We start from the raw sequence: 21343 nt of genomic DNA, 5'->3' as shown, positions 1-21343 counted from the left end.
GGCAAGCCGCGTTCCCGCGATTCAATGGAAGACTGCGCGATCGTTCCATCGAAGCCGTCAAGTTTGGTAGGCTTGGCGATTGCCGCCGCTTGCGCGGATCGCACGGTCGGCGAGCGACACGGTGAAAATGCGCGTATCGTCGCCGGAAAGGCCGGACGACAGCCGATTCGACACGCGCTGTTTTCCCGTTGCCGCGACCGCGCGCAAGCGAAGCAGACAGACGACTGGCCGGACATCACCCGGCCGGCCACGATGGGAGCCGAGCCCGCATCGTGAACACCAACGAACAGGAGCAACCGAAGTGATCCGACATATCGTCATGTGGAAGTTGAAAGAATCGGCCGAAGGCGCGACGCGCGCGCAGAACGCGCTGAAGCTGAAGGAAAAGCTCGAAGGCTGCCGCGACCTCGTGCCGGGCACCCTGCAGATCGACGTCGGCGTGGCGACACCCGGCCTCGACGCAACCGCCGACATCGTGCTCGTGTCCGATTTCGCGGACAAGGCCGCGCTCGACGCGTACCAGGTGCACCCGGTCCACCAGGAAGTGAAGAAATTCGTCGTCGCGGTGGCCGAATCGCGCGAGTGCGTCGACTACATCGTCGACAGCGCACGATGAGCGACGCGGCAACCCCGACGGAAGGCCCGTCGATCGAAAGCCCGTTCGTCGACATGCTCGGCGTGCAGCTCGTGTCCGCGAAGGACGGCGCCAGCGAGATCGTGCTGCCGCTCGAGGAGCGGCACATGAATACGTGGAGCATCGCGCACGGCGGCGTGACGATGACGCTCGCGGACATCGCGCTCGCGATGGCGGCGCGCAGCCTGACCGACGACGGCATCGGCATCGTCACGGTCGAGATGAAGGTGAACTTCATGCAGCCGGGCCGCGGCGAGCTGCGCGCTTACGGGCGCGTGATGCACCGCTCGACGACGATGGCCTACTGCGAAGGCGAAGTGCGCGACAGCGACGGCAACTTCGTCGCGAAGGCGCTCGGTACGTTCAAGTACATGCGGCGGCTCGCGGTCGGCCGCGACATCAAGCGGCAACGCTCGCGCACCGCGCCGGACGCCCAGCCCGGCCCGAGCGACGCGTAAGCACCCGGACGAACGGCCCTGTCTCTGGAATGAGGCAGGGCCGGTTTGTTTTTGCGGCACGGGATTCCCGCACATCGCGCGCCACGCCGGCCTGACGCGGGCGTGGCATCATGTCACGCTTGTCCGTTCGTGGCGCCGCACAGGCGCTGTCTTCCCCGATGCCGCTGAATCCGAAGATCGCCCAGGTGCTCGACATGATCGAGCGCGCGAAACGTCCGTCCTATCACCACCAGACGCCGCAGCAGGCGCGCGCCGCGTACGAGAAGAGTGCGCCGATCCTCGATGTCGCACCGGCGCCGATGCATTCGGTGGAAGAATGCGTCGTGCCGACGCGCGATGGCCGCACGATCGGTGCGCGGCTGTACCTGCCGGTCGCGCCGAGCCTCGCGGAGCCGCTGCCTGCGCTCGTCTACTATCACGGCGGCGGCTTCACGGTCGGCAGCGTCGACACGCACGACGCGCTGTGCCGGATGTTCGCGCGCGATGCGCAGTGCGCGGTACTGTCGGTCGATTACCGGCTCGCGCCCGAACACCGGTTCCCGACCGCGGTGAACGACGCCGACGACGCGTTGCAGTGGCTCCATCGCGAGGCCGCCGCGTTCGGCATCGACGCGGGACGGCTGGCGGTCGGCGGCGACAGTGCGGGCGGCACGCTTGCCACCGTCTGCGCGGTGCTCGCGCGCGATGCGGGCATTCGCCTGACGCTGCAGTTGCTGATTTATCCGGGCGTGACGGGGCACCAGGACACCGAATCGCACGCGCGGCTCGCGAATGGCTACCTGCTGACGCAGGACACGATCCAGTGGTTCTTCACGCAATACGTGCGCGACCGGGCGGCTCGCGACGACTGGCGCTTCGCGCCGCTCGACGGCACGCGCGGCGCGCCGTCGTTTGCGGGCGTCGCGCCGGCGTGGATCGCGACGGCCGAGTACGATCCGCTGAGCGACGAGGGTGCCGCGTATGCGGAGAAGCTGCGCGCGGCCGGCAACGCGGTTACGCTGGTCTGCTATCCGGGAATGATCCACGAATTCTTCAAGATGGGCGGCTACATCCCCGAGGTGCGGGCCGCGCATGTTGATGCGGTCGCGGCGCTGAAGGCCGCATTCGACGACGTTTGACGGCGGGCATTTGACGGCGCATGCGCCGCATGGGAGCTGCGATGGCGGACGGCGTAGTGGAAACGGGCGACTGGACGGTGCTGGGCGGCGACGCTGCGCGCATTCGCGACGCGGTGTTCGTACGCGAGCAACAGATTCCGCCGGAATGGGAACTCGACGACGACGATCCGCTGTCGTGCCACGTGGTTGCCTACCGGATCGATGCGGCGACAGGTACGCGTCGGGCGGTCGCGACGGGAAGGCTATTGCCATCCGGCACGATCGGCCGTGTCGCGGTGCTGGCCGATGTACGCGGGCAGGGTGTCGGGTCAGCCGTGCTGAACGCGTTGCTGGGTGCCGCGCGGCACCGCGGCGAAACCGCCGTGCGGCTCTACGCGCAGGATTCGGCAGTGGCGTTCTACGTGCGGCACGGCTTCGCGGCGGTCGGTGAACCGTTCGTCGAAGCCGGTGTGCCGCACGTCGAGATGACGCGCGCGCCGTAGCGCGCGGTGCGTGCGTTCAGCGCGGCCGCGTCGCGTCGAGGTCGAACGTGAACGCGCGCTCGAACGAACCCGGACGGACGGTGCGGTGCGAACCGTCGTCGTCGCAGCGCTCCTTGATCTCGACCGTCAGCCGCACGCCTTCCTTCATCGTGACGCGCAGCGCGGTCGTGCCGCGCGTGCCGTATTCGGGCGTCTCGATGAACGCGGCCGACAGCGCGCGTTCGCGCTCGATCGGGATGCCGGTGTGCGGCAGCGCGTCGTCGTCCGCGACATGCGGGTCGCGCATCAGCGCGATCAGCTCGTCGAGAGACGGGGTCGGATTGTCGGTGAGCAGCGTGCCCAGTTCCGCGCGCTTGCGCACGACTTTCGGCCAGGGCGTATCGAGCCGCGCGTTCGACAGCGCATGCACGCCGGGCGTGATCGCGACGGGCGCGGCGACACTGCTTTCGCCTTCGGGTGCACGGTTGCAGAACCACGCGAGTTCGCGCCGCCGCCAGTCGCCGACGAGCAGGTTGAAGCCGTTATACACGGCCGCATGCTCGGCCAGCTGCCCGAGATACTCGAGCGGCGCGACGGACGGGCCGCCGAGAAAGTCGGACACGAGCTTGCCGCGGGTCGGGGCGCCCGCGCGGATGTCGAACGGCGCGCGATAGTTCGTCAGCGCGGCGAACCGGCCGTCGCGCGAGACGCCGAGCCACGTGCCGCCCGCTTCGAGATCGCGGCCGGCCAGTACGCCAGGCACATCTTCCCACCACGAGAGCGGCGCGCTGGTTCGGCGAAAGAACTCGTCGCGGTTGGCGGCGAGGGTAAAGACGGGACCGGCGGCGGCATCGGGCTGCCAGTCGAAGGCAATCAGACACATCGGGCGAATCTCTCGCAGGAAACATCGGGCGCCGGCTGCGACTCGCGAGCCTGCGCCCGAACGGGTTGTCAGTGCGTCACACTTCCGTCGGCCAGGCGTACGGCAGCGCGTCGAACGCGAGCGCCGGGCCGTCGGCGGAACCGAGGTGCACCGTGCCGCTGTCGAGCGCGGCGAGCTTGATCTCGACGAGCGCATCGACGCCGCCCGCGGGCGCGGCCGCCGCATTGACGATCATCCCGCACGGCTGGCCCGGATCGTCGCTGTGGAACAGCTCGACGCCGGCATGCACGGTATCGGTGTCGCCGGCGACGTGCGCGAGCGCGGTGCGGCGCTTGATCGTGCCGCGGTACTGGCTGCGTGCGACGATTTCCTGGCCCGGGTAGCACCCTTTCCTGAAGTTAACGGCGCCGATCACGTCGAAGTTGACCATCTGCGGCACGAACTGTTCGACGGCCGGCTGCGTGATGCGCGGCTCGCCCGCGCGCACGTCGAGCCAGTCCCACACGGCCGGCGACACGACCGGCAGCGTGCCGGCGAGCGCCGCGAGGCGCGCGTCGACTTCCGCACGCGGACCGATCCACAGATAGCGCTTGCGGCCGGCTGCGTCGGGCACGCGGATCAGCGCGCCGGCCGGGCCGTCGACCTTCACGTGCACGCCGTCCGGCAGCGCATCGAAGATGCCCGACAGCGCGTCGCGCACGTCGCCCGCGAAGCCGGCCACCGCGAGCGTGTCGCTCGCGTCCGTCAGCTTCGCCTTCGCGCGCAGCACGAACATCGACAGCCGCTTCTGCACGGCGGGTTGGACATCCTTCGACACGAGCAGGCGCACGCCATGACCGGCGCGCCACGTGAGGAACGAGCCGAGGAGGCGCCCCTTCGGCGAGCAATAGCCGGACAACCGCGCGCTCGCGGCATCGAGATGCTCGATGTCGTTGGTCAGCTGGCTGTGCAGGAACGTGGCGGCGTCGTCGCCGGCCACGTCGATCACGCCGAACTGCGGCAGCGGCATGCAGGCGCCCGGCGCATCGAAATCGGCGGCGGACGGGCGGGGGAAAACGGGGAGCGAGGCAGATGCGGCCTGGGCAGCCGGTGAAGCGAACGGTGTGCTCATGGAATGAGGGAACAGTCAACCCTGACTTTGACGGAGGCGAGCAAGTATTATATGGGTCTTACCTGAGTCACGTTTCCATGTCCCTACTGAAGAAATGCGCCGCGACGATCGTGGCGCTGGCCGTCGTTGTGGCCGCTGCCGGCGCGGGCGGCGGATATTACTGGGCGACCCGGCCGCTGCTGCTGGGCTCGGCATCGCTCGACGTCACGATCAAGCCGCGCAGCACCGTGAAGAGCGTCGCGCTGCAGCTCAAGCGCGGCGGCGTGCCGGTCGAGCCGTTCGGGTTCGTCGCGATGACGCGCGTGCTCGGGCTGTCGAGCCGGCTCAAGTCCGGCAACTACGAATTCAAGACCGGGATCACGCCTTACGAGGTGCTGCAGAAGATCGCGCGCGGCGACGTGAACGAGTATGTCGCGACGGTCATCGAAGGCTGGACCTTCAAGCGGATGCGCGCGGAACTCGATGCGAATCCCGATCTGTCGCACTCGACGGCCGGCATGAGCGACGCCGAGCTGCTGCGCGCGATCGGCGCGCCGGAGAGCGCCGTGCAGCGCGGCAGCGGCGAGGGGCTGTTCTTCCCCGATACCTACCTGTTCGACAAGGGCACGAGCGACCTGAACATCTACCGGCGTGCGTACCATCTGATGCAGACGCGTCTCGACGAGGCGTGGGCCGCGCGCGTACCGGGGTTGCCGTACAAGTCGCCTTACGAAGCGCTGACGATCGCGTCGATCGTCGAGAAGGAAACGGGCCACGCGGCCGACCGCGCATTCGTCGCGGCCGTGTTCGCGAACCGGTTGCGGATCGGCATGCCGCTGCAGACCGATCCGTCGGTGATCTATGGCCTCGGCGACGCATACGACGGCCGCCTGCGCAAGCGCGACCTGCAGGCCGACACTCCTTACAATACCTACACAAGACGCGGCCTGCCGCCGACGCCGATCGCGTTGCCGGGCGTAGCCGCGCTGCAGGCGGCGATCAATCCGGCACAGACGAGCGCGCTCTATTTCGTCGCGAAGGGCGACGGCACGAGCGTGTTCTCGGACACGCTGGGCGATCACAACAAGGCCGTGGACAAGTACATACGAGGTCAATAATGGCGAGCGGTAAATTCATCACGTTCGAAGGCATCGACGGGGCGGGGAAGACCACCCACCTGCAATGGTTCTGCGAACGGCTCCAGGGCAAGCTGGCCGCGGCCGGCAGGCAGGTCGTCGTCACCCGCGAGCCGGGCGGCACGCAGCTCGGCGAGAAACTGCGCGAGATCCTGCTGAACCAGCCGATGGATCTCGAGACGGAAGCGCTGCTGATGTTCGCCGCGCGCCGCGAGCATCTGGCGCTCGTGATCGAGCCGGCGCTCGCGCGCGGCGACTGGGTCGTGTCCGACCGTTTCACCGACGCGACGTTCGCGTATCAGGGCGGCGGCCGCGGGCTGCCGCGCGACAAGCTCGAGACGCTCGAGCGCTGGGTGCAGGGCGGGTTCCAGCCCGACCTCACGGTGCTGTTCGACGTCGCGCCGCACGTCGCGAGCGAGCGCCGCGGCGCCGCGCGCATGCCCGACAAGTTCGAAAGCGAGTCGGACGCGTTCTTCTCGCGCACGCGCGGCGAATACCTGCGGCGTGCGGAAGAGGCGCCGCACCGTTTCGCGATCGTCGACGCAACGCAGTCGATTCCCGAGATCCGCCAGCAGCTCGAACGCGTGCTCGCCGCGCTGTAACCCGCAAGGAACGCACCACATGATCTATCCGTGGCAGACCGACGACTGGAACCGCCTGCAGCAACTGCGCGCGCAATGGCCGCATGCGCTGCTGCTGCACGGCCAGGCCGGGATCGGCAAGCTGCAGTTCGCGCAACATCTCGCACAGGGCTTCCTGTGCGAATCGCCGCAGCCGAACGGCGAGCCGTGCGGCGCCTGCGCGGCCTGCACGTGGTTCTCGCAGGGCAACCACCCGGACTACCGGATCGTGCTGCCCGAGGCGCTGGCCGGCGAGGCGCCGGGCGCCGCGGACGACGCGAAGCCGGCCGATGCCGACGACGGCGGCAAGAAGACGCGTGCGCCGAGCAAGGAAATCAAGATCGAGCAGGTGCGCGCGCTGCTCGACTTCTGCGGGGTCGGCTCGCACCGCGGCGGCGCGCGCGTCGTCGTGCTGTATCCGGCCGAGGCGCTCAACGTCGCCGCGTCGAACGCGCTGCTGAAAACGCTGGAGGAGCCGCCGTCCGGCGTCGTGTTCCTGCTCGTGTCGGCGCGCATCGACCGCCTGCTGCCGACGATCATCAGCCGCTGCCGGCAGTGGCCGATGACGGTGCCGGCGCCCGACGCGGCCGAGGCATGGCTCACGGCGCAGGGCGTCGACCATGCGGGCGCGCTGCTTGCGGAAGCCGGCGGCGCGCCGCTTGCCGCGCTGGCGCTCGCGAGCGACGAGAACCGCCCGCTGCGCGACTACACGCTCGGGCAGCTCGCGGCCGGTGCGCAATGCGATCCGTTCGCGTGCGGCGAGACGCTGCAGAAGCTGCCGGTGCCGCTGGTGCTCGGCTGGCTGCAGCGCTGGTTGTACGATCTGCTCGCGCAGCGGATGGCGGGCGCGCCGCGCTACTTCCCGACGCACGCGGCGGCGCTCGCGCGCTGCGCGGAGTCGGTCGACGCGAACGCATTCGCACGCTTCATGAAAGCCGTGACGCGGCAGCGGACGGTCGAGAACCATCCGCTCAACGCGCGGCTCGTATTCGAGGAATTGTTTCTCGGATATCGGGAAATGTTCGCGTGATCCAGCATTGCTTCCCGTGAATTGCGAAACGGTGAACGGATCACTCGGCGACGCGGCCCGTCGTCGCCTGCCGGCGAGCGCTTGAGCGCGCGCCTTACGTATTCAGGAAACACGATGTTCGTCGACTCTCACTGCCACATCAATTTCAAGGGCCTGGCCGACCGCTTGCCGGCCGTTCTCGAGAACATGCGCGAGCATGACGTCACGCACGCGCTGTGCGTGTCCGTCGATTTCGAGACGCTGCCCGACGTGCTCGCGATCGCGGACGCGCACGATAACGTCTACGCGTCGGTCGGCGTGCATCCCGATCATGAGGAGGCGCGCGAGCCGACGCTCGCGGAGCTTGTCGAGCTGGCCGCGCACCCGAAGGTCGTCGCGATCGGCGAAACGGGCCTCGACTATTACCGCCTCGAAGGCCGCTCGATCGCCGACATGGAATGGCAGCGCGAACGCTTTCGCACGCACATCCGCGCGGCGACCGCGACGATGAAGCCGCTGATCATCCATACGCGCTCGTCGTCGGAAGACACGCTGCGGATCATGGCCGAGGAGCGCGCGGACGTGCCGGGCGGCGTGATGCATTGCTTCACCGAGCCGTGGTCCGTCGCCGAGCAGGCGCTCGCCCAGAACTTCCATATCTCGCTGTCGGGCATCGTCACGTTCAAGAATGCGACCGACGTGCAGGACGTCGCGCGCCGCGTGCCGCTCGAGCGGCTGCTGATCGAGACCGACTCGCCGTACCTCGCGCCGGTGCCGTATCGCGGCAAGCCGAATGAACCTGCGTACGTCAGCCATGTCGGACGCTTTATCGCATCCGAACGCGGGATCGCCGTCGAGGCGCTCGCCGATGCGACGACGCAGAACTTTTTCCGGCTGTTCAAGATCGCCCGCTAACGACGTGCGCGCAGCCGATACAACCCAGGGAAGGAGCCCACAACAATGACGAAGCCGACCAATCATCTGCCCAAACGCGCACTCGTCGCCGCCGCGCTGGTCGCGAGCGGCCTGTTCGCCGCCGCCGGCGCGCATGCCGAGTCGCTCGACGCGATCGTCAAGGCCGTCAAGTTCGACGACATCGCCGACATCGGCAAGCAACTCAAGAGCGGCAAGCTCGACCCGAACACGCTCGCGCCGAACGGCGATCCGATCCTGGTGATCGCCGCCCGCGAGAAGTCGGACAAGGTTGCGGCCGCGATCGCGACGACGCCGAACGTCGACCTCGAGAAGGAAGACAAGGCCGGCGAGAACGCGCTGATGCTGGCATCACTGAACGGCGACGTCGGCCTCGCGAAGCTGCTGATCGACAAGGGCGCGGAAGTCAGCAAGAAGGGCTGGGCGCCGCTGCACTACGCGGCGACCAATGGCCAGGACGCGGTCGTCAAGCTGCTGCTCGATCACGACGCCTACATCGACACCGCGTCGCCGAACGGCACGACCCCGCTGATGATGGCGGCGCGCGGCAACCATGCTTCGACGGTCAACCTGCTGCTCGACCAGGGTGCCGATCCGCAGGTGAAGAACCAGCTCGGCATCACCGCGCTCGAGTTCGCGAAGCACTACAAGGCGCCGGACGCGATCGACATCCTGAGCAAGCGGACCGAGCGCGTCGGCGGATCGGCGCCGGCAGATGCGCAAAAGAGTGCAAAATGACGGTTTTCGGTGCGACCGGCCAGGGCGGCGGGCGGTGCGCCCGCCCGGCCGGATTCCGGCCGGAGCAGGGTGCCCGGTGGCGCGCCGGCCAAGGCAGCAGGCGGTCTCGGGCCGCATTGACATAAGGAACACCATGTTGCGCGCAATGTTTTGTGCCGCGGCGTTTGCCGTACCGTTGTCGGCGGCGGCTTTCACGGGCGCGGATCTCGACCGGCTGTGCGCGAAGACGGACGTCAAGTCGCGGGCGTCGTGCGCGGCCTATATCGAAGGCGCCGCCGACGGCGTCTACAACACGATCGACGCGATCGGCGGCACCACGGGGCCGCGCGTCGGTCAGTATTTCTGCCTGCCGCCCGACATCCGGGCGCAGCAGATGACCGACGCGGTGCGCAAGTACATCGCGGAAAATCCGAAGCTCGCCGACTACAACGCGAGCACCGCGGTGTCGCTCGGTCTCGGCAAGGCGTTTCCGTGCAGGAGCGGCAACTGACCTGACGCCGTGTCCGGGCGCGTGCGCGGCCCGGACGTCGCCGACGCATCCAGGACGAGGCGCGTGCGCCTCATCACCCGAGGGCGCCGATGATTTCAATCGAGGAACTGCAGCGCATCGCCGATGCGCCGCTGCATTCGTGGCTCGGCACGCTGGCCGTGTCGGTCATCGTCATGCTGGTCGTCACGATCGTGCACCGGCTCGGCGCACGCATCGTCAAGCGCGTCGCGCAACCGTATCCGCTGATGAGCGCGATCCTGCGCTACATCGACAAGCCGTCGCTCGTCGTGCTCGCGCTGCTGGCGCTCGAATTCCTGTGGGTCCAGGCGGACGACGGCATGTCGTTCGTGCGCGGCATGCGCACCGCGGCAGCGGTCGGTTCGATCGTGTCGCTCACGTGGCTGCTGGTGCGGCTCGCGGCCGGCGTCGGCGACGCGATCATCCAGGCCCATCCGATCGATACGGCCGACAATCTCCAGGCGCGACGCATCCATACGCAGGCCAAGGTGCTCGTGCGGACCGTGATGGTGCTGATCGTGATCATCGGTACCGGCGCCGCGCTGATGACGTTCCCGAACGTGCGTCAGGTGGGCGCGAGCCTGCTGGCGTCGGCCGGCGTCGCGGGCCTGGTCGCCGGTATCGCCGCGCGGCCGGTGCTCGGCAACCTGATCGCCGGGCTGCAGATCGCGCTCACGCAGCCGATCCGGCTCGACGACGTGGTCGTGATCCAGGGCGAGTGGGGGCGCATCGAGGAAATCACCGGGTCATTCGTGTCGGTGCGGCTGTGGGACCAGCGGCGCCTCGTCGTGCCGCTGCAGTGGATCATCGAGAATCCGTTCACGAACTGGACGCGCAGCAGCTCGGAAATCATCGGCACGGTCTACCTGTCGGTCGACTACCGCACGCCGCTCGCGCCGCTGCGTGAGGAACTCGCGCGGCTCGTCCATGCGGCGCCCGAGTGGGACGGCCGCGTGCAGGTGTTGCAGGTGACCGACGCAACGGAGCGCGCGATGCAGTTGCGCGCGCTCGTGAGCGCGGCCGATTCGTCGTCGTGCTGGGATCTGCGCTGCCGCGTGCGCGAAGGGTTGATCGCCTACCTGCAGGACCGCTATCCGCAATGCCTGCCGCGCAGCCGGATGGAACTGTATCCGCACGAATCCGCGCCGGACGCACCGAATCCCGAACGGCCGCACGCGCGGGCGCCCGCCGCCAGCACGGCGGCCAATACCGCTGCCGATCCGCAGGCCGCCGAAGGCCGCTGAGTGCGGCCCGGTGCCTGTCTGCCATTCCTCTTTCCCATGACCGCGCTGAACACGCTCGCCATCGCCAATTACCGCTCGCTGCGCGAGCTGATCGTGCCGCTTGCGGCGCTCAACGTCGTCACGGGGCCGAACGGCAGCGGCAAGTCGAGCGTGTACCGCGCGCTGCGGCTGCTCGCCGATACCGCGCAGGGCCGCGTGATCCCGTCGCTCGCCCGTGAAGGCGGGTTGCCGTCGACGCTGTGGGCCGGCCCCGAGCGCTTCTCGCGCGCGATGCTGGCCGGCGATACGCCGGTCACGGGCACGGTGCGCAAGGGCCCCGTGAGCCTGAGGCTCGGCTTCGCGTGCGACGATTTCGGCTATTCGATCGATCTGGGCCTGCCGGTTCCGAGCCATTCTCAGTTCGGGCTCGATCCGGTGGTCAAGCGCGAATGCATCTGGGGCGGGGCGCTGCTGCGCCCGTCGACGCTGCTGGTCGACCGGCAGGGCGCGCAGATTCGCGCCCGCACCGCGTCGGGCGACTGGCAGACGATTCCGCAGCCGGTCGCAAGCTTCGACAGCATGATGACCGAGTTCGCCGATCCGACCGGTGCGCCCGAGATGATCGCGGTTCGCGAGCGCATCCGTTCGTGGCGTTTCTACGACCATTTCCGGACCGACGCGCAGGCGCCGGCGCGGCAGTCGCATATCGGCACCCATACGCCGGTGCTCGCGGACGATGGCGCGGATCTGGCTGCCGCGCTGCAGACAATCCGCGAAATCGGCGATGGTGCGGCGCTCGATGCGGCGATCGACGACGCGTTTCCCGGCGCGTCGGTCGAGATCGACAACCCGGGCGGCCGCGGCCGCTTCGACGTGCTGATGCGCCAGCCCGGGCTGCTGCGGCCGCTGGCGGCCGCCGAGTTGTCCGACGGCACGCTGCGCTACCTGTTGCTCGCGGCTGCGCTGCTGACGCCGCGCCCGCCGGCGCTGATGGTGCTGAACGAACCGGAGACGAGCCTGCATCCCGATCTGCTGCCGGCGCTCGGCCGCCTGATCGCGCAGGCCGCGCAGCGTTCGCAGGTGCTCGTCGTGTCGCACGCGGCGCGGCTGATCGCGACGCTCGAGCGCGAGGCCGGCTGCGAATCGCTGGTGCTCGACAAGCAGCTCGGCGCGACCGCGCTCGTCGATGCCGACACGCGCGACCTGCCGGCCTGGAAGTGGCCGTCGCGTTGACGGGCCGGGTAGCGGGTTCTCCCTCCTGTATCGTTAAAGGGGGCGGATCGATCCGTCCGCGCCCGGTTCGGAGCGGCTGACCCGCGAGCGGAATGTATCCTGCCTGTAACAACGCCCATAAAATGCAAGACGGGCGGTTCCGGGCATCGGGATCGCGAATAATGTCGGAATATCCGGCCGGTGCCAGGCCGGCCAGCGCTGCATGGGGAGGGCGAGCGCAATGGCGCAATCGCCCGCCGGCCGTGCCGCAAGGGACAGGACACAGGAGACGTGAACCATGAGAATTGCGCAGATCGCCCCGCTGACCGAATCCGTGCCGCCGAAGCTGTACGGCGGCACCGAGCGCGTCGTGTCCTACATCACCGAGGCGCTCGTCGAGCTCGGCCATGATGTGACGCTGTTCGCGAGCGGCGATTCGACGACGCGGGCGAAGCTCGAGCCCGTCTGGCCGCGCGCGCTGCGGCTCGATTCGTCGATCCGCGACCGTGTCGCCCCGCACATGCTGCTGATGGAGACGGTCGCGCGCCGCGCGAAGGATTTCGACGTGCTCCATTTCCACATGGACTATTACTCGTTCTCGGTATTCAACCGGCAGGAAACGCCGTACGTGACGACGCTGCACGGCCGGCTCGACCTGCCCGAGCAGCAGCCGGTGTTCGACACGTTCAATACGGCGCCGGTGATCTCGATTTCGAACTCGCAGCGCCAGCCGCTGCCGCAGGCGAAATGGCTGACGACGGTCTATCACGGGCTACCCGATACGCTTTACATGCCGCAGCCCGTCGAGCCGCGCTATCTCGCGTTCCTCGGCCGCATCTCGCCTGAAAAGCGCGTCGATACCGCGATTCGCATCGCGCGCCAGTGCGGGCTGCCGATCCGGATCGCCGCGAAGATCGACGCGGCCGACCAGGAATACTTCGACCGCGAGATCAAGCCGCTCTTCGCGTTGCCGCATGTCGAATACATCGGCGAGATCGCCGATCACCAGAAAGCCGAATTCCTGTCGGGCGCGCATGCGCTGCTGTTTCCGATCGACTGGCCGGAGCCGTTCGGCCTCGTGATGATCGAGGCGATGTCGTGCGGCACGCCGGTGATCGCGTTCAATCGCGGCGCGGTGCCCGAAGTGGTGGACGAGGGCGTGTCGGGGTTCATCGTCGAGGATGAAATCAGCGCGGTGGCGGCCGTGAACCGGCTGCACCTGCTGCCGCGCGCGCGCGTGCGGCAGCGCTTCGAGGAGCGCTTCACGTCGCGCCGGATGGCGCAGCAGTACGTCGACGTCTACCAGTCGGTGATCCGCGCGCAGAAGCGCTCGCGCTTCAAGGTGATCGACTCGACGACCTGAGCGGTCCGACGCAGCACGCGGACGGATAAAAAAAACGGCGATGCCCGCAAGGACATCGCCGTTTTCGCATGGCCCGCGCGGGGCGCGGGCGTCAGCGTCAGATCTTGAGCTTCGTGACCTTCGTGCCGTTGATCGACACGTCGCCCATCAGGCCCGCGTTCGTCAGTACGACGACCTGGACCGGCGCGGTGGCCGTGGTCGTGTCGACCGCGCCGTTCGCGCCCATCTTCACGAGTGCGACTGAAGCGCCGGCACCGGCTGCCCAGCCGTCCGAGCCGCGGAATTCGTCGAGCGCTTCCTGCGTCATGAACAGGAACACGATCGCCTTCGACTGCGCACCGGCCTGCAGGCCGACCGACAGCGACGACGTGTTGTAGTAGCCGACCGTGCTGCCGCCGACGCGCAGCGCGCCGTTGCCGGACTGGCCGCCGACGATGAAGCCGGCCTGGATCACTTCGGGGAACACCAGCACGCCGCGCGATTTCGCGACGAGTTCGCGCGAACCCTTGACCGTGGAGTACATGCGCGACAGCGTGGCGTCGACGCTCGCGTCGATCGACTGGCGCTTCGACGCGTTGGTCGCGGCGTTGTCCGGCTTGTCCGGGGTGGTGGTGCAACCGGTGAGCGCGAGGCTACCGACGATGAGCGCAGCGGCGGCTTTCAGCACAAGATTCCGTTTTTGCATCGTTCTTCTCCATCGGATGATGTTCGGAGTGAGTCTCGCTCATGAAGCGGATCACGTCGGCAGTTATATCACAGCGGATTACAGCCTCTTTTCGTCGGCGCATGAAAAAGCGTCAAATCGCATGGGGGTGTCGCGGCGCGCCAACGGACGAAGCGGCGCCGGCGCGTGCGGGGCGCCCCGCACGCGGTCGGCGCGCGCGGGGAACTCGACGGTCGAGCGGGAGGGCGGCAAGCGCCTGCGGCGTACGTCAGTGCGTGACCGGCGGAACCGGCGGCTTGATCGGGGGGCGGCGCAGCGCACGGCGGATCAGCGCGATCACGACGCCGCACGCGAACAGGAACGCGGCCGGGACGACCCAGTAGCCGATGAACGCGTGCCACAGGTAGCCGGCGAGCGTATTGCGGCGCACCACGTATTCGTCGCGGGCCGCCTGCTGGCGCGGCGCGTTGGCGGCGAGCACGTCGACCGGGCAGCCGGCCGCGCGCGCCTCGTCAGGCTCCCCGTGGCACTTCGCGGCGGCGCCTGCGGCCTGCTGCGCGTCGGTGAGCTGCCAGGTGGTCAGCGCGAGCTGCAGGTCCGCCTTGTTGTAGGCCATTTCCTCGCGGATCTCGCGAACGGCGACGATCGCGACGGGCACGGCCCAGAACACGATCACGATCAGCCAGCGGCGGAACCAGCGGTGTTGTCTCCATGCCATCCAAGCCTCCGTTTGACGCGCGTGCGCGTCCGTCTCGAGGGCGGCCCGATGGCGCTTCTTGTACTTGGGTGGGCCGCGTTGCAGCCATCATAGAAGAAAACGCGGCGAATTGCCGCACCATGTGGCGGCGGGCAGGAAAAGCGGGGCGGGAAGGGGAAATCAGGCGGGAAGCGCGGGTGTCGATGCGCGTGCAACGAAAACGAAAATGCCGCGCCCGCCGAAGCGGTGCGCGGCATTCGATACGGGAGCGCCGGGACTCAGGCAGCCGGCTGATTGCTCAGGCAGCTCTTCATGAACGCCTTGCGATCGTCGCCCTTCTTGCCGGTAGCTTGCGTGTTGCAGGCCTTCATCTTGTCCTGCTGCGACATCGCCTTCGCGGGCTTCGCCGACAGGCAGTCCTTCATGAACGCCTTGCGTTCGTCGCCCGACTTGCCGGCTGCCTGGGTGTTACAGGCCTTCATCTTGTCCTGCTGGCTGTTCGCCGCGAATGCGGGGGAAGCCAGCATGCCGCCGAGAAGCACTGCGGCTACGAGCGATTGGATTTTCATTTCGACACTCCCATGGGGTGAATTGCGTGTTATCGACGCCGTCACGAAGCACGCGGCGTTGCGGATAGGGCCGCATCGCACCGTGCGCTCCGATTATGGCAAATCAATGTGAAAACACCAAAACGGCACTTCCTATAACGTTGCGGACGCCACGGCCGTTGACGGCGCGTGCGGCCGGGCGATCGGGACAAACCATGACGTGCGGCCGCCGGCGTCGGCCGCTGCGCCGGAACGTGCCGGATCCCGGCCGCGAGCCATTACAATCGCGGCCATGAATACATCGAATTCCGCATCTCCTTCGTCCGCGGCGGCGCTGCCGCGCATCGCCGTGCTCGCTACCGGCGGCACGATCGCCGGCGCCGCCCCCGACGCGGCCAGCACGGCCGGCTACCAGGCCGGCGCGCTCGGCGTCAATTTCCTGGTCGACGCGGTGCCGGCGCTCGCGTCGGTCGCGCGCATCGACGCCGAACAGGTCGCCAGCATCGACAGCAAGGATCTCGCGCTGCCGCTGTGGAACACGCTCGCCGCGCGGATCGACGCGCTGATGGCCGATCCGGCGGTCGACGGCATCGTGATCACGCACGGCACCGACACGCTCGAGGAAACCGCGTACGCGCTGCATCTGGTCGTGAAAGGCGACAAACCGGTCGTGCTGACGGCCGCGATGCGGCCGGCGACCGCACTGTCGTCCGACGGCCCGCTGAACCTGCTGAACGCGGTGACGGTGGCCGGCCACCCGGCCGCGTGCGGGCAGGGCGTGCTGGTCGTGTTCAACAACCGGATCCACGGCGCGCGCGACGTCGTGAAGACGAGCACCTATGCCGTGGATGCCTTCCAGTCGCCGGAGCTCGGCGCACTCGGTTGGGTGCAGGACGGACGCGTCGAATTCGCGCGCCGTGTCACGCGTTCGCGCGACACGCAGCTGGCGATCGCCGCGACCTGGCCGCCCGTCGAAGTCGTCACGAGCTATGCGGGCGTGACGCGCACGGCCGTCGACGCGCTGGTGGCTGCCGGCGTGCGCGGCCTCGTCGTCGCGGGCACCGGTAACGGGTCGATCCACGCGACGCTGCAGGCGGCACTGGCCGATGCGGTGAAGGCGGGCGTGGCAGTGGTCCGCGCGTCGCGCGTCGGGTCGGGGCATGTGATGCGCAACGGCGCCGCGAACGACGATGCGCTCGGTTTCGTCAGCGCGGGTTCGCTGAACCCGTTCAAGGCGCGCGTGCTGCTGATGCTCGCGCTCGCGAACGGCATTCACGATCGCGACGCGCTGCAACGCGCGTTCGATACGCTGTAACCGATACGTACCGATCGGGCGGCGCGCGGCGCCCATGAAAAAAAGGCAGGCCATTCGGCCTGCCTTTTTTGCGTCAGTCCGGCAGGAATGCTCAGGACTGCGGCGGAATCACGAGCTTCTGGCCCGGGTAGATCCGGTCCGGGCTCGACAGCATCGGCTTGTTGGCTTCGAAGATCACCGGGTACTTGTTCGCGTCGCCGTACACTTCCTTGGCGATCGCCGACAGCGTGTCGCCCGACTTCACGTCGTGGTACTGCACTTCCGGATCGTCCGGCTGCAGATCGTCGTCGTTGACGCCCGCGACGCCCTGCACGTTGCCGGCCGCGACCTTGACCTTCGCTTTCGTGTCGAGGTCGGCGACGCTGCCCGACAGCGTGACGGTGCGCGAAGCGCCATCGAACGCGACGGTCAGGTTCGACGTGTCGAGACCTTGCGTGTTGATGTAATTCTTGATCGCATCGGCCGCGGTCTGGTTCGCGGCATTCGGATCTTCCGCCGCTTGCGCGTCGGCGTGACCCAGCAGTTTTTCACCCGCCTCTTTGATAAACGAAAGAAGACCCATCGCTGCACTCCCTAGGTGGTTGAAAAGAAAACGCGCCGTGAAGTGGCGAAAAAAACACCGCGCTGGGCGCGGTCACCGAAGGTGAACGCAAGCGCGGCGGTTTTCTCGAAAGGCGTGGCGAAAGTGTAGGCGTTCAGCGCGACGATTGCATGAAAAATCGCACGCTTGAACGTAAAGAAATGTAATACGCAAAATCCGACAGGCGGACACCCGACGACGACGTCTGACCGACCAAGGCTTCCCCGGCGCCGCCGGGTGCCGCTGCGGACCCCACCACGCCGCTCTCAGCCCAGAGCGGCGTTTTTCGCCCCGTCCCGCACGCCATTGGCGATGCAGGGCGGGGCGCCCCACCGTGATGCGCGTGTTCGCGCATCGATGCGACCGGCCGTGGCCGGATCGCACAAGTCTGTCGCGCGCCTCCGCCATTGCAGCGGAAACGCGCGTTGCGACAGTCGCGTTACGCGGCCGGCGTCTGGCCGATCTCGAAGTTCGACATGATTTCGAGCGCGCGCACGAGTGCCGAGTGATCCCATGCCTTGCCGCCGTGCGATGCGCACACGCTGAACAGCTGCTGAGCGCTTGCCGTGTGCGGCAGGGCGAGGCCGAGCTTGCGTGCGCCGTCGAGCGCGAGGTTCAGGTCCTTCTGGTGCAGCTCGATGCGGAAGCCCGGATCGAACGTGCGCTTCGTCATCCGCGCGCCGTGCACTTCGAGAATGCGCGACGCGGCGAAGCCTCCCATCAGCGCCTGGCGAACGCGTTCCGGATCGGCGCCCGAGCGTGCGGCGAACAGCAGCGCTTCGCCGACGGCTTCGATGTTCAGCGCGACGATGATCTGGTTCGCGACCTTGCAGGTCTGGCCCGCGCCGTTGTCGCCGACGAGCGTGATGTTCTTGCCCATCTTCTCGAACAGCGGCTTTGCGCGCTCGAAGGCCGCTTCCGGGCCGCCGACCATGATCGTCAGCGACGCTTCGCGTGCGCCGACTTCGCCACCGGACACCGGTGCGTCGAGGTAGTCGCAGCCGAGTGCGTTGATCTGCTTCGCGAACTCCTGCGTGTCGAGCGGCGAGATCGAGCTCATGTCGATCACGAGCTTGCCGGCCGTCAGGCCCTTCGCGACGCCGTCGTCGGCGAACAGCACGTTACGCACGTCGGGCGTGTCCGGCACCATCACGACGATGACGTCCGCGTTCTGCGCGACTTCGGTCGAGTTCGCCACGACCTTGGCGCTCGCGCGCAAGTCGTCGGGAATGGGGAACGCGCCGTTCACGACGAGCTGGTGGTCGCCCTTGAGCAGGTTGCGCGCCATGTGCGCGCCCATGATGCCGAGGCCGATGAAACCGATGGTTGCCATGTGAAAGTCTCCTATAGGGCTGAAAACGGGAAGGGCGCTACTCAGGCGGCGCGACGCGCCGAGCCCGGTGCGCAGCCGGCAACGCTTTGCAGCCAGCCGAGGCCTTCCGTCGTGGTGGTGCGGGGCTTGTATTCGCAGCCGACGTAGCCGGCGTAGCCCAGCCGGTCGAGCAGCGCGAACAGGAACGCGTAGTTGATCTCGCCCGTGCCCGGCTCGTTACGGCCCGGGTTGTCCGCGAGCTGGACGTGGCCGATCGATGCGAGGTTGCGTTCGATCGTCGCGGCCAGTTCGCCTTCCATGCGCTGCATGTGATAGATGTCGTACTGCAGGAACAGGTTGTCCGAACCGACCGCGCGGATCACGTCGAGCCCTTCCGACGAGCGGTTCAGCGCGAAGCCCGGGATGTCGAAGCTGTTGCACGGCTCGACGAGCAGGCGGATGCCTTCGCGCTTCAGCGCGTCGGCCGCGAAGCGCAGGTTGTCGACGATCGTGACGAACGTCTTGTCGCGCGCCGTGCTGGCCGACGGGATGCCGACGAGGCAGTTCAGCTGCGGCACCTTCAGTGCCTTCGCGTACTCGATCGCACGACCGACACCTTCCTGGAATTCGCCGACGCGATCGGGCAGGCACGCGATGCCGCGCTCGCCCTGGTCCCAGTTGCCGGCCGGCAGGTTGTGCAGCACGAGGCGCAGGCGGTGCGTCTCGAGCCGCTCGGCGAGTTCCTCTTTCGCGTACGGGTACGGGAACAGGAACTCGACGGCGTCGAAGCCCGCGTCCGCGGCCGCCTTGAAGCGGTCGAGGAACGGCACTTCGTTGAACAGCATGGTCAGGTTTGCAGCAAACTTCGGCATGAGCTAAGCCTCTTCGGTCGGTCAGTCAAAAATGTCGTGCGGTTCAGTCGAGCATCGAGATCGCGGTCGGTGCGTGCTCGGCCTTTTCGGCGAGCTCCTCGAATTCGTTGATCGCGTCGATTTCGGTGCCCATCGAGATGTTCGTCACGCGCTCGAGGATCACTTCGACGACCACCGGCACGCTGAACTCTTCCGCGAGCGTTTGCGCCTGGCGCAGCGCCGGCTCGATCTCTTCCGGCTTGAACACGCGCAGCGCCTTGCAGCCGAGGCCTTCCGCGACGGCCACGTGGTCGACGCCATAACCGTTCAGTTCCGGCGCATTCACGTTGTCGAACGCGAGCTGCACGCAGTAGTCCATGTCGAACGCGCGCTGGGCCTGGCGGATCAGCCCGAGGTACGAGTTGTTCACGACGACGTGCACGTACGGCAGCTTGAATTGCGCGCCGGCCGCCAGTTCCTCGATCATGAACTGGAAGTCGTAGTCGCCGGACAGCGCGACGATCGGGCGGCTCGGGTCGGCGGCACGCACGCCGAGCGCGGCGGGGATCGTCCAGCCGAGCGGGCCTGCCTGGCCGCAGTTGATCCAGTTGCGTGCCTTGAACACGTGCAGGAACTGCGCGGCGGCGATCTGCGACAGGCCGATCGTGCTGACGTAGCAGGTATCGCGGCCGAACACCTTGTTCATCTCTTCGTACACGCGCTGCGGCTTGACCGGCACGTTGTCGAAGTGCGTCTTGCGCTGCAGCGTGCGCTTTCGTTCCTGGCATTCCGAGACCCATGCGCTGCGGTCCTTCAGCTTGCCGGCGGCCTTCCATTCCTGGGCGACCGCGACGAACAGCTCGAGTGCGGCCTTCGCGTCGGACACGATGCCGAGATCCGGGCCGAACACGCGGCCGATCTGCGTCGGCTCGATGTCGACGTGCACGAACTTGCGGCCCTTCGTGTAGACCTCGACGCTGCCGGTGTGGCGGTTCGCCCAGCGGTTGCCGATGCCGAGCACGAAGTCGGACGCGAGCATCGTGGCGTTGCCGTAGCGATGCGACGTCTGCAGGCCGACCATGCCGGCCATCAGCGGGTGATCGTCCGGAATCGCGCCCCACGACATCAGCGTCGGGATCACCGGCACGCCGATCGTTTCGGCGAACTGGACGAGCAGGTCTTCGGCCGCTGCGTTGAGCACGCCGCCGCCCGACACGATCAGCGGCTTGTCCGCGTCGTTGAGCATCGCGAGCGCCTTCTCGATCTGCGCGCGGGTTGCCGCGGGCTTGTAGACCGGCAGCGGCTCATACGTGTCGATGTCGAATTCGATTTCGGCGAGCTGCACGTCGATCGGCAGGTCGACCAGCACCGGGCCCGGACGGCCCGAGCGCATCAGGTGGAATGCCTGCTGGAACACGCGCGGCACGAGCGCCGGTTCGCGCACGGTGACGGCCCACTTCGTGACCGGCTTCGCGATCGACTCGATGTCGACGGCCTGGAAGTCTTCCTTGTACAGGCGTGCACGCGGCGCCTGGCCCGTGATCGCGAGGATGGGAATCGAATCGGCGGAAGCGGAGTAGAGACCGGTGATCATGTCGGTGCCGGCGGGGCCCGACGTGCCGATGCACACGCCGATGTTGCCCGGGGCTGCACGCGTGAAGCCTTCGGCCATGTGCGATGCGCCTTCGACGTGGCGCGCCAGCACGTGGCTGATGCCACCCGACTTGCGCATCGCGGAGTAGAACGGGTTGATCGCTGCGCCCGGCACGCCGAACGCGGTCTGGATGCCTTCTTTCTCGAGCACGAGCACTGCTGCGTCGACGGCTCTCATCTTGGCCATGAATGTCTCCTTGAATGTGGCGGATCTTGCGAATGGGTCTGTTGGGAACACTTTAGGGATGCAGGAAAGGTTTGATAAGATCAGCCCGAGTCGCTTATTTCGAAACTAAAAGTATGGAATGACGGCCGGACGGGGCTTCCCGCCGGGGCC

The 21343-nt window shown here is 67.7% G+C and carries 23 protein-coding genes; 14 read left to right on the top strand and 9 right to left on the bottom strand.

Going from position 1 to position 21343, the window contains the following annotated elements; genetic code table 11:
* The first annotated feature begins 301 nt into the window (after positions 1-301).
* From U5809_RS05055 to U5809_RS05040, 4 genes are all read left to right on the top strand, one after another.
* Positions 302-616 (top strand): Dabb family protein, encoded by a 315-nt coding sequence (locus U5809_RS05055; RefSeq protein ID WP_027787175.1) that lies wholly within the window; start codon positions 302-304, stop codon positions 614-616.
* Complete coding sequence (locus U5809_RS05050) at positions 613-1092, top strand: PaaI family thioesterase (protein WP_322085766.1); 480 nt, start codon at positions 613-615, stop codon at positions 1090-1092. Before U5809_RS05055 ends, U5809_RS05050 begins: the two co-directional genes overlap by 4 nt.
* 158 nt (positions 1093-1250) lie before the next feature.
* Positions 1251-2210 carry an alpha/beta hydrolase gene (locus tag U5809_RS05045; protein ID WP_322085918.1) on the top strand — a complete coding sequence of 320 codons (960 nt, stop codon included), beginning with the start codon at positions 1251-1253 and terminating at the stop codon, positions 2208-2210.
* 41 nt (positions 2211-2251) lie between these two features.
* Positions 2252-2692 carry a GNAT family N-acetyltransferase gene (locus tag U5809_RS05040; RefSeq protein ID WP_322085917.1) on the top strand — a complete coding sequence of 147 codons (441 nt, stop codon included), beginning with the start codon at positions 2252-2254 and terminating at the stop codon, positions 2690-2692.
* A 16-nt stretch (positions 2693-2708) separates the two neighbouring features.
* Here U5809_RS05040 and U5809_RS05035 read toward each other — a convergent pair whose 3' ends face one another.
* Complete coding sequence (locus U5809_RS05035; protein WP_176047242.1) at positions 2709-3554, bottom strand: NRDE family protein; 846 nt, start codon at positions 3552-3554, stop codon at positions 2709-2711.
* Positions 3555-3630: 76 nt separating this feature from the next.
* Positions 3631-4665 (bottom strand): folate-binding protein, encoded by a 1035-nt coding sequence (locus U5809_RS05030; RefSeq protein ID WP_322085765.1) that lies wholly within the window; start codon positions 4663-4665, stop codon positions 3631-3633.
* A gap of 77 nt (positions 4666-4742) precedes the next feature.
* Between U5809_RS05030 and mltG the strand changes: the two genes are divergently transcribed.
* The 9 genes from mltG to U5809_RS04985 all read left to right on the top strand — a co-directional run bounded on the left by mltG (position 4743) and on the right by U5809_RS04985 (position 13386).
* Positions 4743-5762 carry an endolytic transglycosylase MltG gene (mltG, locus tag U5809_RS05025; RefSeq protein ID WP_322085764.1) on the top strand — a complete coding sequence of 340 codons (1020 nt, stop codon included), beginning with the start codon at positions 4743-4745 and terminating at the stop codon, positions 5760-5762.
* A complete protein-coding gene (gene tmk / locus U5809_RS05020) occupies positions 5762-6382 on the top strand; it encodes a dTMP kinase (RefSeq protein ID WP_034188700.1) in 621 nt (206 codons plus the stop codon). Before mltG ends, tmk begins: the two co-directional genes overlap by 1 nt.
* A 19-nt stretch (positions 6383-6401) precedes the next feature.
* The gene (locus U5809_RS05015) at positions 6402-7430 is read left to right on the top strand and encodes a DNA polymerase III subunit delta' (RefSeq protein ID WP_322085763.1); all 1029 of its coding nucleotides are present in this window, start codon (positions 6402-6404) and stop codon (positions 7428-7430) included.
* Positions 7431-7544: 114 nt separating this feature from the next.
* Entirely contained in the window at positions 7545-8324 is a 780-nt protein-coding gene (locus U5809_RS05010) for a TatD family hydrolase (RefSeq protein ID WP_282505277.1), read from the top strand.
* A 45-nt stretch (positions 8325-8369) separates the two neighbouring features.
* Positions 8370-9080 (top strand): ankyrin repeat domain-containing protein, encoded by a 711-nt coding sequence (locus U5809_RS05005; protein ID WP_309291302.1) that lies wholly within the window; start codon positions 8370-8372, stop codon positions 9078-9080.
* A gap of 133 nt (positions 9081-9213) precedes the next feature.
* Positions 9214-9570, top strand: a complete 357-nt coding sequence (locus tag U5809_RS05000; protein ID WP_006485939.1) for a Rap1a/Tai family immunity protein — start codon at positions 9214-9216, stop codon at positions 9568-9570.
* A gap of 89 nt (positions 9571-9659) precedes the next feature.
* The gene (locus tag U5809_RS04995) at positions 9660-10832 is read left to right on the top strand and encodes a mechanosensitive ion channel family protein (RefSeq protein WP_322085762.1); all 1173 of its coding nucleotides are present in this window, start codon (positions 9660-9662) and stop codon (positions 10830-10832) included.
* Positions 10833-10868: 36 nt separating this feature from the next.
* Entirely contained in the window at positions 10869-12044 is a 1176-nt protein-coding gene (locus U5809_RS04990) for an AAA family ATPase (protein WP_322085761.1), read from the top strand.
* Between the two features lie 277 nt (positions 12045-12321).
* Positions 12322-13386: a glycosyltransferase family 4 protein gene (locus U5809_RS04985; protein WP_175848316.1), complete on the top strand. Its 1065-nt coding sequence runs from the start codon at positions 12322-12324 to the stop codon at positions 13384-13386.
* 97 nt (positions 13387-13483) lie between these two features.
* Here the strand turns inward: U5809_RS04985 and U5809_RS04980 are convergent, their stop codons facing one another.
* The 3 genes from U5809_RS04980 to U5809_RS04970 all read right to left on the bottom strand — a co-directional run bounded on the left by U5809_RS04980 (position 13484) and on the right by U5809_RS04970 (position 15316).
* Positions 13484-14071, bottom strand: a complete 588-nt coding sequence (locus U5809_RS04980) for a YSC84-related protein (protein ID WP_059233959.1) — start codon at positions 14069-14071, stop codon at positions 13484-13486.
* A gap of 247 nt (positions 14072-14318) precedes the next feature.
* The gene (locus U5809_RS04975) at positions 14319-14768 is read right to left on the bottom strand and encodes a hypothetical protein (protein WP_322085760.1); all 450 of its coding nucleotides are present in this window, start codon (positions 14766-14768) and stop codon (positions 14319-14321) included.
* 257 nt (positions 14769-15025) lie between these two features.
* Positions 15026-15316: a PsiF family protein gene (locus U5809_RS04970; protein WP_176047233.1), complete on the bottom strand. Its 291-nt coding sequence runs from the start codon at positions 15314-15316 to the stop codon at positions 15026-15028.
* 271 nt (positions 15317-15587) lie between these two features.
* On the opposite strand from U5809_RS04970, the gene U5809_RS04965 reads away from it, so the two are divergent.
* Positions 15588-16610: an asparaginase gene (locus tag U5809_RS04965; RefSeq protein WP_322085759.1), complete on the top strand. Its 1023-nt coding sequence runs from the start codon at positions 15588-15590 to the stop codon at positions 16608-16610.
* 91 nt (positions 16611-16701) lie between these two features.
* Here the strand turns inward: U5809_RS04965 and lysM are convergent, their stop codons facing one another.
* The 4 genes from lysM to gcl all read right to left on the bottom strand — a co-directional run bounded on the left by lysM (position 16702) and on the right by gcl (position 21193).
* Entirely contained in the window at positions 16702-17172 is a 471-nt protein-coding gene (gene lysM, locus U5809_RS04960; RefSeq protein WP_011352321.1) for a peptidoglycan-binding protein LysM, read from the bottom strand.
* A 457-nt stretch (positions 17173-17629) separates the two neighbouring features.
* Complete coding sequence (locus tag U5809_RS04955) at positions 17630-18523, bottom strand: 2-hydroxy-3-oxopropionate reductase (protein WP_176047230.1); 894 nt, start codon at positions 18521-18523, stop codon at positions 17630-17632.
* 41 nt (positions 18524-18564) lie between these two features.
* Complete coding sequence (gene hyi / locus U5809_RS04950) at positions 18565-19374, bottom strand: hydroxypyruvate isomerase (protein WP_011657073.1); 810 nt, start codon at positions 19372-19374, stop codon at positions 18565-18567.
* A gap of 43 nt (positions 19375-19417) precedes the next feature.
* On the bottom strand, positions 19418-21193 hold the full coding sequence (gene gcl / locus U5809_RS04945; protein WP_322085758.1) for a glyoxylate carboligase: 1776 nt from the start codon (positions 21191-21193) through the stop codon (positions 19418-19420).
* Positions 21194-21343 lie beyond the last annotated feature (150 nt).

Source organism: Burkholderia sp. BCC1999 (genome assembly GCF_905339975.1).
In the GTDB taxonomy this organism is placed as follows: Bacteria; Pseudomonadota; Gammaproteobacteria; order Burkholderiales; family Burkholderiaceae; genus Burkholderia.
The sequence above is the reverse complement of the archived record's forward strand: the minus strand, read 5'-3'. Positions and strand labels throughout refer to the sequence as shown.